The sequence below is a fragment of the Martelella mediterranea genome, from assembly GCF_004342225.1.
GTDB lineage: Bacteria > Pseudomonadota > Alphaproteobacteria > Rhizobiales > Rhizobiaceae > Martelella > Martelella mediterranea_B.
The window spans coordinates 14,223-30,229 of sequence record NZ_SMAR01000022.1; the positions used below are offsets into that span (position 1 = coordinate 14,223).

Here is a 16,007-nt window from a genome sequence, read left to right on the forward strand (position 1 = left end):
CGGGCGATGCCAGACCCGGAGAAAGGAAAAAGCGCGTGTCGGCTTTCAGCATTGTTGCGGTAATCGCTGTTGTGGCCGTCATCACGGCGCTTTTTCTGACCGTTGATCCCGCACAGGTGATTGCGGCGTTTGAGAATGTCTCGCCGGTGCCGGTGTTTGCCGGTCTCGCAATTGTGCAGTCTCAGATTGTTTTTTCCGCGTTGCGCTGGCGCTTTACGGCATATCGGCTCGATCATCATATTCCGTTGCCCATTGCGATCCGTGAGTATTATATCGCGACTTTTCTCAATCAGATTCTCCCGAGCGGAATGGCCGGTGATGCCTTTCGGGCCTATCGCAGCAAAAGCAGGGGTGAGGCCGGGTGGAAGCGTCCGGCTGCGGCTGTTTTTCTGGAACGGCTTTCCGGTCAGCTGGCTTTCTTCGTACTTGTCGGCGTCGGGCTTCTGGCATGGCCATTGTTTCTGGCTGAAAAATTGCCGGATGGCTTTGAGAGGATCGCAGCTGTGTTTCTCGCCGTTGTGCTCATTCTTGTGATGCTCGCCCTGTTTTTGCAGCGTATCCGTCTTCCGGCGCGCCTTACCGCAATCTGGCCGGATCTGGTGGCGGTTTTCTGGAAAGACGGCGCGCTCATCATTCAGTTCGGGCTGAGCGCGCTCACGGTTTCCGGCTATGTCGCTGTGTTCATGATAGCAGCTTATGCCGTCGGTTCGCCTTTGCCCGCCATCGCGGTGGTAACAATCATCCCGCTTTGCCTGTTGACAATGGTCATCCCGCTTGGTGTCGGTGGCTGGGGCACAAGGGACGCGGCGGCGGCGGCACTCTGGCCGCTTCTGGGCTTTTCCAGCGCAGAAGGGCTTTCGGCCAGCCTGCTTTACGGCATAATATCGCTCATCGGCGTTGCCCCGTTTGGTCTGTTTTTCCTTTTGAGTACGATTTTTAACCAGCGCCGGCTCCCTTAACGCCTGAGCGTGATCTTCTTTCATCTGCGATTTACATCTGCGTCTTTCGCTTGCGCAGCAGGAAGAAAGTATCGGTTGAGAATGAGTAGGTCAGTAGCAAAAGCGCCGTTGCTGCAATCAGGTCAGAGTAGGGCGGAACAATCACCGGCAACAGAATGATGCAAAGTGCCGAAACCTGAACGACGCAGATTGCCTGCCTGCGGAACGAGGGATAAAGCGGTGCATTCAGTTTCGGCATGAACTGCTGGAAAAGCACGAAAACGTAGCGCATCAGGCCGATCAGCAGCACCCATACGCCCGCTTTTCCGATCAAAAGAGCCGCCGCGGAAAGCAGCAGGATCAAAAATGCATCGACCTCCATATCGAACCGCGCCCCAAGAGCCGATTGTTGCCGGAACCGACGTGCAAGCCAGCCATCGACACCATCCAGCGCCAGAGCGAAAATGATCAGAGCAATCAATATCGCGTCCGTGGTTTCGCCGGGCGCGCTCACCCCCTGCAAAAGCAGTTCACTGCCTGCAAAGCAGGCAATGGCCGCCCGGATTGCTGTCACAGTATTGGCGTAACCAAACTTTTCGTGGCCATGATCCCTTAATCGGGTCAGTACCAGTAAAAAGATGCAAAGAAGCATTGCAGCAGCGATAAATCCGCTGATCAGCCCCGTTGAAAGGTGAAAGCCGAGGGTCATGAAGACGAATGCAGCAACTGCGAACACGCTACCAAGCACCGTTGCTGCGCTCAGGAGTAAGGGAGCGGCGACATGGTCACCGGAAAGATGCCGGATACCGCGTTGAAGGAGACCGGGCGCCTTCTGGCGCAAACCCGGTTTCCATCTGTCCTTAAGCTGTGCAGAGCCGGTGCCCATCGCCTTTTACTCCGCCGCGATAAGCGATTTTAGATCGAAAATGTGACCGGCCCGTTCAGCCTTTGTGCGCAGGTAATTCGCATTTTCTGCGGTAACAGATCCTGTAACCGGAACACGTGCATCGACCTTGATCTCACCGGCGCGAAGACCTTCGATCTTGGATGGATTGTTGGTGTAAAGCACCACGCCTTCGATGTTCAGCAGATTAAGAATTGTCGATGCTGCTTCATAGCGGCGATGATCACTGCCAAGGCCCAGCTGCGCATCCGCATCAATCGTATCAAGCCCTTTGTGCTGATAGCCGTAAGCGCGCATTTTTGCGCCAATGCCGGTGCCTCGGCCTTCCTGATCAAGGTAGACCAAAACACCGCCGCCTGCCTCTTTAAGCTGAACAAGGCCGTTTCGGAGCTGGTCGCCGCAATCGCATTTCAATGAGCCGAACAGGTCTCCTGTGATACAAGAGGAGTGGATACGAACCGGCACGGGGCCACTTACGTCCGGCTTTCCGACAATAATTGCGACCTGATCCTTCTGTGCCAGCCCGCCGCGGAAAACAGCAAACTCGGCATCTCCAACATCTTTCAGTGGCACGCGGGTTTTAACAACCATTTCAAACTTCTGACGCATGTCGGCGCTCTCGAAAAGATCGGAACGGTCGATACGGTGGCACCCGGCAAACCGCGCGTCATCTTCTTCGATATCGGCACACACCATTGCAGGCAGAAGAAGTGCAGTACGAGCAAGCGTGGCGGAAAGTGACATCAGCGGCGAGGCCTGCTGCCATTCAGAAGGTGTCTTGGCCTCCAGCGCATAGGCGAGACGGGAAGTTGCATCAAAGTCCATGCCGGACAGAGAGACAGCAATGTCACGCGAAAGATGAAGGCCCAGACTTTCAGAACGCTCCGCTGTCAGCAAAAGTGAGTGGCGGTCATTAACTGTCGCAGCAAAGCGGTTGAAGACATCCGGAGACGCGCTGTCGAGTGCTAACACGGCAAGGTTGCTCGCGCCGTCTTTCAGAACGACAGGACGACCGAACCGCAGCTCTGCCACGGCGCGTTCCACTGTCACTGCAGGTGAGGCTGTCTGAAAACCCAAAACATCCGCTTGCGTCATAAAAGTCTCCCGGTTCTTCCCGACGTTTCACATTTATTGGCCTGACATGCCCGTGCCCCGTCTCCTGGGGCAAAATCAATCAGGCGAAATTTTTAACTTCTGTATTGATTACGTTCTGGAACCCCAAGCGGTTCAATCTGTTTCACAAAAAAGGCAAAGTGAAGTCATTTGTTGCAAGAAAAAGAGTACGTGAGGTTGCGCTCTGCAACCTTTGATGAGGTGGAGAAAATTTATGATTTCTCAGCTGTCTGCTCGGTCCAGTGCCGGGCGTAGTGCGTATCGTGTAATGAAACAAAATAAGAGATACGGTGCGAGGGGATCGGTTTGAAGGAAATGACATCTGATCAATGCGTTTCGGCTCGCGCATTGTGGTTTCCAAAGGCCGGTGTCGCATCACTTCGCGATGAAACTGTTTCAATGGCGGGCGAAGACGCCGTACTTGTCCGAACACTTTATTCCGGCATCAGCCGGGGCACGGAGGCCCTTGTGTTTCAGGGGAACGTGCCAGAAAGCGAGGAAGAGCGGATGCGTGGGCCGCATATGAGCGGTTCTTTTTCATTTCCTGTAAAATATGGTTATGCCAGTGTTGGCGAAGTCATTGCCGGACCAGCCAGACTGAAAGGGCGCACGGTGTTCTGTCTGCATCCGCATCAGGATGTCTTCAGCGTTTCGGCAGAGATGGTGAACCTGCTGCCAGAGCATATTCCGCCATCACGCGCTGTTCTGGGTGCCAATATGGAAACGGCACTGAATATCATCTGGGATGCAGGCGTCTTGCCGGGAGATCGGGTGGCTGTGTTTGGAGCCGGTGTTGTCGGCAGCCTCGTTGCATATATCGCCAGTGGCATTTGCGGGACCGAAACCGTTCTGATCGACCCCAATCCGGACCGCTTGGCACTGGCCGATGCTCTTGGGATTTCGTTCAGCAACAGCGGTTATGCGGGCGAATTTGATGTTGGTATCAATGCCAGTGGTTCCGGCGAAGCGCTTTCGGAAGCCCTCGGTCACGCAGGCCACGAAGCTCGCATTGTCGAGGCGAGCTGGCACGGTGATAAACCGGTGACGCTGCCGCTCGGTGGACCATTTCATGCCCGTCGCCTTTCAATTGTCAGTTCGCAGGTGGGGACAATTCCGCCTGGACAGCGCGCGCGCTGGTCATTTTCCCGGCGCATGCAAAAGGGGCTTTCACTTCTGTCCGATGACAGGCTTGAAGCCCTGGTTTCCGGTGAAACCAGCTTCTGTGATCTCGAAGAAGCCTATCCGGCCATCATTGCAGATCCCGCTACGCTCTGCCATCGCATTTGCTACTAAAGGAAATAGAAAACATGTTTGCTGTTGAAGTCCGTGATCACATCATGATTGCACATAGCCTGCCAAGGCCGGTTTTTGGTCCCGCTCAGGCCATGCATGGCGCAACCTTTGTTGTCGACGCTGCCTTTTTCACCCGTGACCTTGATGATGATGGTCTCGCCGTTGATATCGGCGCAGCAACGACGGTTCTGGGCGAGGTGCTGAAACCGCTGAATTACCAGAATCTCGATGAAGTTGACGTTTTCGAAGGCCGGGTCACGACCACAGAAGTTATCGCGAAACATATCTTTGATCGTCTCGCCAGCGCCGTAGCGGAGAAAAAACTGGGCACGGGCAGCCAACGGATCTGCCGCATCAAAGTGACGCTTCATGAATCCCATGCCGCGCGCGGTTGGTATGAGGCCGATCTTTGAGCCGGAAACTGACCTTTGCTTATCCAGGAGCGCTCGACACAAAGACGGGTGGGTATGCCTATGACCGCCGCGTGATCGATGCACTGGAGGCACTTGGCTGGCAGGTTGAGAAACGAAGTCTCGGCCATGGATTTCCCGATCCCGGAACTACGGTTCTGGAAAACGCAGACAAAGCGCTTTCGGCCTTGCCAGACGGTGCTCTTGTCATCGTTGATGGCCTTGCCTTTGGCGTTTTGGATCGGTGGGCAGAACGCGATGGTGAGCGGCTGAAGATTGTTGCGCTGGTGCATCATCCTCTGGCGCTGGAGACCGGGCTCACCCAACAGCAGATCGCGCAGTTTCATGAAGCGGAAAAAAGGGCGCTTCGCCATGCGCGTCATGTGGTGGTGACTTCACCGGCAACAGCCTGCACCCTTTGTGAAGACTATGCGGTGTCGCGGGAGCGCATCACCATCGCTGTGCCGGGCATCGATCCGGTTGAACAGTCGGATTGTTCGCAGCAGGACCTGCATCACATCCTTTCTGTCGGCTCGCTCACACGCCGGAAGGGTCATGACGTGCTTGTCAGCGCGCTCAAGGCTGTCGAAGACCTGCAATGGACGGCCACGATTGTCGGCAGCCACAAGCTGGACCCGGTAACCGCTGACGCGCTTGAAGGGCAGGTGCGGGATATGGGACTTTCCGACCGGATTACGATCACCGGTGAGGTGGAAGACACCGCGCCCTATTTTGCACGCGCCGGTCTGTTTGCACTCGCCAGTCACTACGAAGGCTATGGCATGGTTTTCGCCGAAGCGCTTGCTTATGGTCTGCCGGTTGTTGGTTGCCGTGCAGGCGCTGTGACGGATGTTGTGCCGGAGGAGACGGGGATTTTGGTCCCGCCGAATGACGTTGCTGCCTTCGCCGATGCACTCCGGGTGATGCTGAAAGATCAAGCGCAGGCCCGAAAAAAGGCCGCTGCCGCGCATGTCGCCGGAAGGAAACTGCCGGACTGGCCGGAAACCGGTCGCCGGATATCAATCGCACTGGAGGCTTTGCAATGAGTGGCTTTGACAAATCGTGGCTGTCGCTGCGCGAACCGGCAGACCGGCAGGCGCGGGACAAAGGGCTCGTCGCAGACCTATGTCGTTATGTGCGTAAGCAGCCGGAGCCGTCTTTGCTCGATATCGGATGTGGCACCGGCTCGACGTTTCGCAGCCTTAACCGGGAATTGCCGCCGGAAACACAGTGGCATCTTCTGGACTATGATCCGCAGCTTCTTCAGGCCGCAGTTGCCAGTATCGGAGCGGCGCCTGCCGTTCGTTTCAGCCAGCATGATCTTAATGATCTGGCTCACCTGCCACTTGATGGCGTGCAGGTCGTGACTGCCTCGGCGCTTTTTGATCTCTGCTCGGACCGCTTCTGTGCCGCTTTTGCCGCGCATCTGGCGCAGCTGGGCTGCGGGGTTTATGCGGCGTTGAATTATGACGGGCAGGTATTCTGGTCTCATGCGCACCCGCTTGATGAGGCGGTGGTTGCGGCTTTCAATATCCACCAGCGAACCGATAAGGGCCTTGGCCCGGCGCTCGGCCCAGATGCGGCAGAAAGCCTTGAGCGGCACTTCGCAGGTCACGGGTTCAGTGTGAAAACGGCCGAAAGCCCATGGCAGATGGATCGTAATCAGGCGGCATTGCAGCGCGCATTTCTGGAAGGCTTCCGTGAACCATGCCTTGAAGTGGGCGGGGTTTCCGAAAACGAGCTTGAAGCCTGGCTCATCTGGCGCATTGCCGCGATCGACCGGCCTGAAAGCCGCTGTATTGTCGGCCACAAGGATGTTCTGGCGCTGCCGGAGGTAAATGGCCCTGCTTCAGGCTGATAGGTTAAAGGCGCAATCGAATAAAATGTCGGGGCCAAGATCATAAACAGTTGTTTTCGGTCTTAAGGCACTGCTCAGCTTTTCAATCGGCGCAAGACCGATGCCAACGGGCCCGGAACCGATGATCAACGGTGAAACGGCGACATGAAGTCGGTCTACATGCCCTTCATCGATAAAACGTGCGATAGTGCGTGCGCCACCTTCGACAAGAACCCGCTTCAGACCGCGTGATTCCAGCACATCCAGAATTTCGCCTGTCTCAAGTCCGTTTTCGCCAGCGCCAAGCCGCACAATCTCTGCGTTGGGGAACGTGCGCTCTTCGAGCACCTTTCCGCTTTGGATCACGAGTACGGGCGCTCCGTTGTCGTGAAACAGGCTTTCCTGTCCGTTAAGGGCGCCGTGGCAGTCGACCACAACGCGCACCGGGTCTCTGCCTTCAACAAGCCGGACGGAAAGCCGGGGATCATCTGCCTTGACCGTGTTGATGCCGACAATCAGCGCATCGACCAGCGCCCGGCAGCGATGCAGGTGAACAAGGCCGCCGGCACCTGAAATATCACGGGCATCGCCGGCAGGTGTTGCCACCCTGCCATCCAGTGACTGGCCGACCTGAGCAATCACAAAGCGGCCTTTGGAACGTGCAATCGGCGCGTAGACAGATGCCGCGGCGTCTTCGTCTTCTGCGAATATGGTTTCATGTCCGTCGTAAAGACCAAGCAGCTTACGCCAGGTCACGTCGGCAACATCGAGCATCTGCATATGTGGCGCGTGTCCCTCAGAGCATCCGGTAGAGCGTGTTGTCGCGTTTGACAACGTGATGCATCAGAACCGCCCCCATGTGCAATGCGAAAAGCGTCAGGACAATCCATGCACTGACGGTATGGATCGCAGAAAGTGTCCCGGCGATATCAGGTGATTTTCCGATCGGGCTCCAGATCGGCAGAACGCCGAACCAGCTGAACGGGAAACCGTGGGCATTGGTCGCCAGAAAACCGCTTACCGGCATGACAATCAGAAAGACATAAAACAGGCCATGCACCGATGCCGCTGCGATACGCTCGATTTCATGCCCCTCCGGTCGGGGCGCGCGTGTCAGAAGCTTGTTGCCGACGCGCACAAGCATCAGCCAGAGCACCAGAAAGCCAAGGCTTTCATGGATCAGGTAGAAATCGAGCGACACTTCACTTTTGACGAATTTGATGACCATGCCAAATGGCCATGTCGCCAGTACGAGAACGGCGATGATCCAGTGCATGATGCGGCTGGTCGTGGCATGGCGTTCGGCGGTGATGGTTCTCGTCGATGGCATCAGCACACCCGACACTTTAGCGTCTTCTTCAGTGCTCATACGTGCTCCGTGACCTCAGGCTTCATGTCGAAGACAATCCGTCCATCAGGCATAAATTTTGCTTTGGACTGGAAGCAAGCCTGATGCGTACTCTATCAGACGGAAGCGAAACGGCAAATATTTTTACGCTGACGCAAACAGCGGTGCGGATGACGGGGGACGGCATCAAAACGCCTTTTCCTTGCTTTGCGGGCGGATGGGCGCCAGAAACTGCATGATCAGAATGACGTTACCAACAAGCCGGTATCTTTGATGACCAAACAGCGATCCATTCAGCATGTAGTACAGACGCTTGCCGGCGAAATTGAAAGCGGCGTCTTGCCGGTGGGGGCGGCATTGCCCACGCAGGCAGCGCTGGCCCGCAGGTTTGACGTGTCGCGTTATGTCATTCGCGCTGCCTTCGTTCTGCTTGCCGAGCGGCAACTGATTACCAGCTGGCAGGGTGCCGGGGCCGTCGTGCGCGGGCGCGAGTGGCCATATCCGATCACCACCCGGACCCGCATTCATGAGAGCCTCAAGAGTTTTGGCGCCGATACGACCATAACACTGGCGGACACCCGTCCGCGGGTGCGCCCGGAAGCGGAGGTGGCGGAGTTTCTGGGGCTTTCGTTGCGCGAACGGGTACCCTTTGCCGAGTTCATCATCGATGTTGACGGGGTGCCGGTGGCAATCGGCCATCATTTCATTCATCCGCACCGCTTTGATGATGTTCTGAAGGTTTTGCGGCAAACGGGCGAGATCATCGGTACTTATGCAGCTTTGGGGATACCGGACTATATGCGCCGCAAGACCATCGTGCGCACCCGTCTGCCGAAAGAGCGCGAGGCGGCTCTTCTGGGCATACCGCGCCAGCAGCCGCTCTTTGTGTCGCGCGGCTTGAATGTCGACCCGGACGGCAACGCGCTGGAAGTCACCGAAGCGATTGTCCGTGGCGACCGGATTCACCTGGCCATTTAAACCAAATCATAAACTTGGCGCGAATATTTCGTTACAATTGCGTTGGCAGGCGCGTCTGTCACGTCTTTGTCGCAAAAGCCTGTTTTCTCATGTCCTGCGTCCGGCCGGCGCCACAGATTGTTCCTTGAAAACACGCTTTGCGAGATACGAACCATGTTGAAGACACTTGCTCTGGCGCTCTTTGCCACTGCGGCGCTTGTTCCTGCTGCCCAGGCGAAAACCGTCATCACCTGCCTGACGAATTCGGGCCACCTGACCCGTCAGCACCAGCCTCTGGTGGATGAGTTTAATGCGATGCAGGACGATATCGAGGTCCGTTACGCAGCGCCGTCGAAAGACTATAGCGACAACCATCTGAAGCTGATGCGCGCCTCAGCGACCAACACGCTGCCGGATTGCGCTTTTGAAGCCTATAACCATCTTCCTTCACTCGTCCGCGCCATGGTCAAGCGTGATCAGGTCGTCAATCTCGACGAGCTGATTGCCGAAGAAGGTGAAGGCTGGAAGGAAGCCAATTATTCCGAAAATATGCTCGATCTTGGTCGTGTTGACGGCATTCAGTACGGCATGCCGTTCAATGCTTCCGTGATCCAGTGGTATTACAATGCCGACCTGTTTGAAAAAGCCGGACTCGATCCTGACAACTTTCCGAAAGACTGGGATGGCCTGTTCGCTGCCACCCAGAAGATCAAAGCTGCTGAGCCGGATGTTATCCCGATGTTCATGTGGATGATTAATGGCGATGACTGGGGCTTCCAGACGCTGATCGAGATGCAGGGCGGCAAAATGCTCAGCGATGACGGTCAGAGCGTTGCCTTCAACGAAGACGGTCACGGTGTTGAAGCCATGAAGATCGCTCGCCGTCTGGTCACGGAAGGCGGTGCGCGCACCGATCAGGACAGCGACACGCAGCTGACGGCCTTCACCTCCGGCAATCTTGCGATCTGGGGTTTGTCTCCGGCGTCTGCCCGTAATATCGAAGAACGCGTCGGCGGTAAGTTCGATCTGCGCTCAACGACATTTACCGTCTGGAATGATGAAGATGGCCGTCTGCCGACGGGTGGCAATGCTGCCCTGATCACCACCAAGGATCCGGAAAAAGTAAAGGCTGCCTGGGAATATATCAAGTTCGTCACCGGCCCGCACGGTCAGGAAGTGGCTGCGAACATCACCGGCTACCTGCCGACCAACAAGCGCACCATGGAGCCGGAATTTCTTGGCGAATTTTATGCCGCCAACCCGTTCTATGCCACGCCGGTCAACCAGTATGACCGCGCCGGTCCCTGGTATGGCTATCCCGGCACGCAGTCTGAGAAGATCTGGCGCGAGCAGGCTTCTGTGATCAAGTCGGTCATGGAAGGCGAAACGTCACCTGAAGATGGCGCACAGGAACTTCAGGACATCGCTGAAAAGCTGATGCAACGCTGAATCTTGAAACGATAACAAAACGTGACGGGCGGCTTGCCGCCCGTCCAGTTCATGACGGCAGGAGTTCGCATATGGCACGCCTCCAACTTAAATCGATCCGCAAATCTTTCGATGGGAACGATATTCTTAAAGGTATATCCATCGACGTGAAGGATGGCGAATTCCTCTCGCTTGTCGGCGAATCCGGTTGCGGAAAGTCGACCTTGCTTCGCATTATTTCGGGCCTTGAAGTGCCGGACAGCGGTGAGATACTGATCGATGATCGCCCGGTGACCAGTGAAGCGCCAAAAGCCCGCAATATCGCGATGGTGTTTCAGGATTATGCGCTATACCCGCATATGACCGTGGCAGAAAATATGGCGATGCCGCTGATTATGGCACGTCTGCCGCTTCACGCCCGCCTGCCGCTGGCCGGTCGTTTTTCCCCTGCTGCACGCCGCGCCCGGCCGGATATTTCGGACAAAGTCCGTGCCGTTGCCGCACAGCTGAGGATCGAACATCTGATGGAGCGCCGGCCGGGACAGCTGTCCGGTGGCCAGCGTCAGCGCGTGGCACTGGGCCGGGCGCTTGTGCGCGATCCGGGCATCTTTTTGATGGATGAGCCGCTCTCCAATCTGGATGCCAAGCTACGCGTTGAAGTGCGCAAGGAAATTACAGAGCTTCATGCTGCCTCCGGCCTGACCTTCGTTTATGTAACCCATGATCAGACCGAAGCGATGACGATGTCAGATCGTGTGGCTTTGCTGCAGAAAGGCACGTTGCTGCAGGTCGGCGCGCCGGGACAGCTTTACGCCGATCCGGCCAATATTGAGGTGGCACGGTTTATCGGTTCGCCTGAAATCAATTTCCTCCCCGTTGAGGCGGCATCTGACATGATGCGCCTTGGCAACCAGCACCTGCCGCTGCGCCTTTCCGGCCGCACCGGTGGCTTCACCTTTGGTTTGCGTCCTGAAGCCATTCATCCGGCCGGTTTTGCTGCCGCGCCTGCATCTGCCGATACAATCCGGCTCTCCTTCCGCCGCACGCTTGTGGAAGATCTGGGGCATGAGCTTTTGATCCATGGTGCGTTTGCTGCATTGCCGGAAACGGATGTCCGGGTGCGGCTGCAGAAATCCCACGGTCGCCCCCTGGACCTGCCGGAAAGCTTCGATACGCTGATTGCGCCGGAAGACCTGCTGGTGTTCGATGAGTTCGGAAAACGCATTCAGCAGAAACCGCTGCCGGTTCGTCAGGGAGTGGTCGCATGAGTGCCGCCCGTGCCCGCGCCGCAAGCCAGGGGCGGCTGGCCTATATGCTGGTCGCACCGGCAACGCTGCTGATCCTTCTGATCTACATTCTGCCGATCATCACTGTGCTGGTGATGAGCTTTACCGATTACACGCTCGTCAGCGATTATTTCGAGTTTATCGGCTTTGAAAACTACGCGAAGATGTTCACCGACAGCGCGTTTTTGAATGCGCTTAAAAACACGGTCATTTACGTTGTTATTTTTCTGCCTGCCGCCTTCATCATCCCGCTGGTCCTGGCGCTGATGATCCAGAAGCGTAAGCAGTTTCGTTCCATTCTGGAAGTGCTTTACTTCCTGCCTGTCACCTCCACACTGGCTGCAATGTCGCTGGTCTGGGGGGCGTTGATGGATGGCAATCAGGGAGCGCTGAACGAACTGCTGTCCAGTTTCGGGGCAGGGCCGGTCAATTGGTTGGGTTCTGAAGGCGTGGTGCTGATCTCGCTGGCGCTTGTGGCGATCTGGAGCGTGATCGGCTTCAATATGGTCCTGTTTCTGGCGGGCCTGACGACAATCCCCACCCGGCTTTACGAGGCGGCTGCCATGGATGGCGCCGATCATCCGCTGGATCGCTTCTTCCGGGTAACATGGCCGATGCTGGGGCCAACCGCGCTTTTCGTTGCGGTGATTTCATCGATCAACGCTTTCAAGCTTTTCGACACGGTGGCCATCCTCACGCAAGGCGGGCCGGATCATGCCTCGGAAGTCTATCTCTATCTGGCCTATCTGGAAGGCTTTGAATATTTCAATATGGGCTATGCAGCCGCGCTTTCGCTGTTCTTCCTGCTGATCATTTTCGTCTTCGCTCTGGTCCAGACCATGTTTGCCGATAATAAGGTGCAGTATTGATGAGCACGGTTGTTCATACGCAAAAGCCTTCCCGCCTTTCCGCTTTGCTTCAGTCCGTTCGGCCCCGTTCGCTTTCTGATGCGGTTGGTACATTGGTGCTGTTCATCGGCGGCTGGATCATGGTGTTTCCGTTTGTCTGGATGATTTCGTCCAGCTTCAAACCCACCTATGAGGTCTATGACCCCGACTTCACCATCATTCCAAAAACCTTTGTCGGCTTTGAAAACTATGCTGGCGTTTTGTTCGATCAGCCCTATCTGCGCTTCATGTTCAACAGTGCAGTCGTGTGTCTGGGCATTCTGATTGTCCAGCTGGTGACGGCCATTCCGGCAGCCTATGCGCTTGCAAAGTTACGATTTCGTGGCTCGACCATTTTCTTCGGAACGGTGATTGCCTCGATCACAATCCCGATCAATGTGATCTCGATCCCGATTTATATCGGCCTGGTGCAGATCCGCATGCTCGACACCTATTTTGCGATGATGTTCCCATTTCTGGTTTCTGTGTTTGCGATCTTTCTGTTCAGGCAGTTTTTCAAGGCTTATCCCGACAGCATTATCGATGCGGCCCGCGTGGATGGGTTTTCTGAAATCGAGATTATTCTGCGGCTGATCCTGCCTGCCGCTGTTCCGGCGATTGCCGCCTTCACCGTATTTTCGCTGGTGGCCCACTGGAATGATCTCTACTGGCCACTGATCGTTGTTCAAAGCCAGGACAAGATGACAGCGACCCTTTCCATGATGCAGTATCAGTCTGATTTCGATACCGATTACGGGCGTACATTTGCCTCTGCCGCCGTTGTTTCCGCGCCAATGGTGATCGCCTTTCTGTTTTTCCGGCGGCTTTTTATTCGCGGCATCACGATGACCGGGATCAAAGGCTGATCTACTCCCATTTTTTCACTGCAACAGGTATAACATGCTCAAATTCATCATTCTTTCCGACCTTCACCTCGTGCCGGAAGGCAAGCTCAGCCATGGGCTGGATACGGCTGAACGCTTTGAACTGGCGATTTCCTTTGTCAATCAGCATCATAGCGACGCTGCTTTCGTAATCATCAACGGCGATCTGGCCGACCATGGCGAACCTGCGGCTTATGAGCGTATGAAGGCGATGTTGCCGAAGCTTACAGCAGACACCTATCTGACGCTGGGCAATCACGATAATCGCGACAACTTCATTACCGTCATGGGAAAAGATCATGTGGCAGAAACAGGTTGCGCCGATCATGTGATTGATCAGGGTGATCAGCGCATTATCGTGCTTGATACCAAGGAGCCTGAAGCCGGTGGCGCAGGACGCCTGAGTGAGGCGCAGCTGGCATTTCTGTCAGCGGCCCTTGAAGGCGCTGGCGAAAAGCCTGTTCTGATTGTCCTGCACCACAACATCACGTTTCTGGGTGTGCCGACCGACTGCATTATTCTGGAAAACCGGGATGCCTTCATCGATATCGTCAAGCGTCATGACAATGTGCGTCAGGTCATCTCCGGGCATGTGCATATGAGCACGTCGGGCAATTATCGCGGCGTGCCGTTCTGTACGATTGCCGGAGGTCATTACAATATCGAACCGACACTGGGCGCGCCGGATATCACCTTCCAGACACCAGTTCCACGCCGTGAAGGGCCCGGCCAGCTTGCCGTTGTCCTCAGCGATAAGACAAGCACCGTGGTTCATATGGAAAACTACATCGACCGCCATCTGGTGATGGCACCGGCACTGTTTGACATGCACCGCTCCTGACCGCCGTTCGTACAACAGGCATAAAAAAGCCCGGGCCTGTTGGCTCCGGGCTTCTTTTATTCAAAGGGCAGGGGGCGCGGATCAAAAGACCGGAACGACTGCGCCGCCATAGGTCTTTTCGATGAAATCGCGGATTTCGTCAGACTGGTAGATCTCGACGAACTGCTTAACCCAGTCAGCATCCTTGTCTTCGGTGCGGGAAACAATCACGTTGGCATAAGGGCTGTCAGCGCTTTCGATGGCGATGCTGTCAGCAACCGGATCAAGCCCGGCATCCAGAGCATAGTTGGTGTTGATCGCCGCAACGGCAACATCGTTGAGAACGCGTGGCAGCTGCGCCGCATCCAGTTCCAGAATATCAATATTCTTAGGGTTTTCGACGATATCGAGCGGCGTTGCCTTCAGGCCCACGCCATCGGCCAGCTTGATCACGCCCTGCTTTTGCAAAAGCAGAAGCGCACGGCCACCATTCGTCGGATCGTTCGGAATGGCCACGCGGGCGTTCTTCGGCAGGGCATCAAGATTGTCGATCTTGTTGGAGTAAATGCCCATCGGCGTAATGATGGTCTTGCCGACAGCTGTCAGCTTGTAGCCGCGGTCTGCGATCTGGTTGTCGAGATAAGGCACGTGCTGGAAGCTGTTGAGGTCGAGGTCGCCATCATTCAGCGCCTGGTTCGGGACAACATAATCGGAAAAGGTGGCAATCTCGACATTCACGCCCTGTTCTTTTGCAAGCTTTTGAACCTGCTCGAGAATCTCCTCATGAGCGCCCGGCGTCACGCCGACGGTGATTTTATCCTTGGCCAGAGCAGGTCCGGCTATCAGGCCGGCCGCAAGTGCAACAGCGGCGAACGTCTTGGCAATATTCATAGTCGTATCCTCAGGCATTGGCACGCCGGGTTTGTTGATCAACCACATTAACGTGCGCTGTTTCCGGCAAATTTATGGAATTGAGTATCCGGAGTTTATCCGGCGTTGAAGCAAACCATTTGCGTAAGCTGACTGCTTTCAGCAAATCCTTGCTCAAAACCGATAGATCCGAACCAGGCAGGTGCCGGTCCGGATACTGTCCTCCTGTTTACCAGGTCGGTGTGATCGCACCCTTGAACTGCTTTTCAACATAGGCTTTGACTTCAGGGCTGTGGTAGCTTTCGACAAAGGTTTTCACCCAGTCTGCATCCTGATCTTCAGCCCGAACGGCGATGATGCCGACATAGGGCGCTTTCGCGCCTTCACGAAACAGCGAGTCCTTCACCGGGTTCAGTCCGGCATCCAGAGCATAATTGGTGGTGATCAGCGCCACATCCACGTCATTGAGTGCCCGCGGCAGCTGTGCCGCATCGAGCTCGATGAAGTCGAAGTTATGCGGATTGTCAACGATATCGATAACGCTGGCCTTCACGCCAATGTCTTCAGTCAGACCGATCAGGCCCTGATCTTCCAGCATCAAAAGAGCGCGGGCCCCATTGCTCGGATCGTTCGGCAGCGCAATTTTCGCGCCATCGGGAATATCAGCCTTGCTGTCGATCCTGTTTGAGTATCCCGCCATCGGGAAGTTGACCGACTGGGCGACACTGACAAGATCAAAGCCGCGGGAGGCAACCTGATTGTCGAGATAAGGCTGGTGCTGGAAGGAGTTGATATCGAGATCGCCGTCAGCGAGCGCCTGGTTCGGCACGACATAATCCGAGAACTCGATGATATCGAGATCGAGGCCCTTTTCGGCAGCGACTTCTTTCACTTTCTCGACGATCTGCGCGTGGGGGCCGGGCGTCACGCCAATCTTTTTGGTTTCGGCATGCGCAAGGCCGGTGGAAACAAGCGCTGCAAAGACAGCCGCCGTGATCAGTTTTTTCATGACATATCCTGTTCGCTTTAAAG

The 16,007-nt window shown here is 55.8% G+C and carries 17 protein-coding genes; 11 read left to right on the plus strand and 6 right to left on the minus strand.

Annotation, left to right across the window (positions count from 1 at the left end):
• Positions 1–35 precede the first annotated feature (35 nt).
• A complete protein-coding gene (locus EDC90_RS13665; RefSeq protein WP_132312579.1) occupies positions 36–959 on the plus strand; it encodes a lysylphosphatidylglycerol synthase transmembrane domain-containing protein in 924 nt (307 codons plus the stop codon).
• A gap of 31 nt (positions 960–990) precedes the next feature.
• Here the strand turns inward: EDC90_RS13665 and EDC90_RS13670 are convergent, their stop codons facing one another.
• Positions 991–1,824 (minus strand): CDP-alcohol phosphatidyltransferase family protein, encoded by an 834-nt coding sequence (locus EDC90_RS13670; protein ID WP_207903913.1) that lies wholly within the window; start codon positions 1,822–1,824, stop codon positions 991–993.
• A gap of 6 nt (positions 1,825–1,830) precedes the next feature.
• A complete protein-coding gene (gene ribA, locus EDC90_RS13675) occupies positions 1,831–2,937 on the minus strand; it encodes a GTP cyclohydrolase II RibA (protein ID WP_132312581.1) in 1,107 nt (368 codons plus the stop codon).
• A gap of 333 nt (positions 2,938–3,270) precedes the next feature.
• Here ribA and EDC90_RS13680 point away from each other — a divergent pair, with 333 nt between their 5' ends.
• From EDC90_RS13680 to EDC90_RS13695, 4 genes are read left to right on the plus strand one after another with little or no spacing between them, the layout of a single operon-like run.
• Positions 3,271–4,248: a zinc-dependent alcohol dehydrogenase gene (locus EDC90_RS13680; RefSeq protein ID WP_132312583.1), complete on the plus strand. Its 978-nt coding sequence runs from the start codon at positions 3,271–3,273 to the stop codon at positions 4,246–4,248.
• A gap of 14 nt (positions 4,249–4,262) precedes the next feature.
• Complete coding sequence (locus tag EDC90_RS13685; RefSeq protein WP_132312585.1) at positions 4,263–4,661, plus strand: 6-pyruvoyl trahydropterin synthase family protein; 399 nt, start codon at positions 4,263–4,265, stop codon at positions 4,659–4,661.
• Positions 4,658–5,704, plus strand: coding sequence for a glycosyltransferase family 4 protein (locus EDC90_RS13690; protein ID WP_132312587.1), 1,047 nt, complete (start codon positions 4,658–4,660; stop codon positions 5,702–5,704). Before EDC90_RS13685 ends, EDC90_RS13690 begins: the two co-directional genes overlap by 4 nt.
• Positions 5,701–6,516, plus strand: coding sequence for a class I SAM-dependent methyltransferase (locus EDC90_RS13695; protein ID WP_132312589.1), 816 nt, complete (start codon positions 5,701–5,703; stop codon positions 6,514–6,516). Before EDC90_RS13690 ends, EDC90_RS13695 begins: the two co-directional genes overlap by 4 nt.
• Here EDC90_RS13695 and EDC90_RS13700 read toward each other — a convergent pair.
• Both EDC90_RS13700 and EDC90_RS13705 read right to left on the minus strand, forming a co-directional pair.
• Complete coding sequence (locus EDC90_RS13700) at positions 6,508–7,275, minus strand: RibD family protein (RefSeq protein ID WP_132312591.1); 768 nt, start codon at positions 7,273–7,275, stop codon at positions 6,508–6,510. The genes EDC90_RS13695 and EDC90_RS13700 overlap by 9 nt on opposite strands.
• Before the next feature lie 16 nt (positions 7,276–7,291).
• Positions 7,292–7,864: a cytochrome b gene (locus EDC90_RS13705; RefSeq protein WP_432420007.1), complete on the minus strand. Its 573-nt coding sequence runs from the start codon at positions 7,862–7,864 to the stop codon at positions 7,292–7,294.
• A 252-nt stretch (positions 7,865–8,116) separates the two neighbouring features.
• Between EDC90_RS13705 and EDC90_RS13710 the strand changes: the two genes are divergently transcribed.
• From EDC90_RS13710 to EDC90_RS13735, 6 genes are all read left to right on the plus strand, one after another.
• A complete protein-coding gene (locus tag EDC90_RS13710; RefSeq protein ID WP_132312593.1) occupies positions 8,117–8,821 on the plus strand; it encodes a GntR family transcriptional regulator in 705 nt (234 codons plus the stop codon).
• Between the two features lie 153 nt (positions 8,822–8,974).
• On the plus strand, positions 8,975–10,249 hold the full coding sequence (locus EDC90_RS13715) for an ABC transporter substrate-binding protein (RefSeq protein WP_132312595.1): 1,275 nt from the start codon (positions 8,975–8,977) through the stop codon (positions 10,247–10,249).
• A gap of 71 nt (positions 10,250–10,320) precedes the next feature.
• Positions 10,321–11,496 carry an ABC transporter ATP-binding protein gene (locus EDC90_RS13720; protein ID WP_132312597.1) on the plus strand — a complete coding sequence of 392 codons (1,176 nt, stop codon included), beginning with the start codon at positions 10,321–10,323 and terminating at the stop codon, positions 11,494–11,496.
• Positions 11,493–12,383 (plus strand): carbohydrate ABC transporter permease, encoded by an 891-nt coding sequence (locus EDC90_RS13725; protein WP_207903914.1) that lies wholly within the window; start codon positions 11,493–11,495, stop codon positions 12,381–12,383. Before EDC90_RS13720 ends, EDC90_RS13725 begins: the two co-directional genes overlap by 4 nt.
• The gene (locus EDC90_RS13730) at positions 12,383–13,267 is read left to right on the plus strand and encodes a carbohydrate ABC transporter permease (protein WP_132312599.1); all 885 of its coding nucleotides are present in this window, start codon (positions 12,383–12,385) and stop codon (positions 13,265–13,267) included. The genes EDC90_RS13725 and EDC90_RS13730 overlap by 1 nt, the downstream gene beginning before the upstream one ends.
• A 34-nt stretch (positions 13,268–13,301) precedes the next feature.
• Positions 13,302–14,126: a metallophosphoesterase gene (locus tag EDC90_RS13735; RefSeq protein WP_132312601.1), complete on the plus strand. Its 825-nt coding sequence runs from the start codon at positions 13,302–13,304 to the stop codon at positions 14,124–14,126.
• A gap of 81 nt (positions 14,127–14,207) precedes the next feature.
• On the opposite strand, the gene EDC90_RS13740 is transcribed toward EDC90_RS13735, so the two are convergent.
• Positions 14,208–14,996, minus strand: a complete 789-nt coding sequence (locus EDC90_RS13740; protein WP_132312603.1) for a MetQ/NlpA family ABC transporter substrate-binding protein — start codon at positions 14,994–14,996, stop codon at positions 14,208–14,210.
• 208 nt (positions 14,997–15,204) lie between these two features.
• Positions 15,205–15,984, minus strand: coding sequence for a MetQ/NlpA family ABC transporter substrate-binding protein (locus EDC90_RS13745; RefSeq protein WP_132312605.1), 780 nt, complete (start codon positions 15,982–15,984; stop codon positions 15,205–15,207).
• Positions 15,985–16,007: the final 23 nt, after the last annotated feature.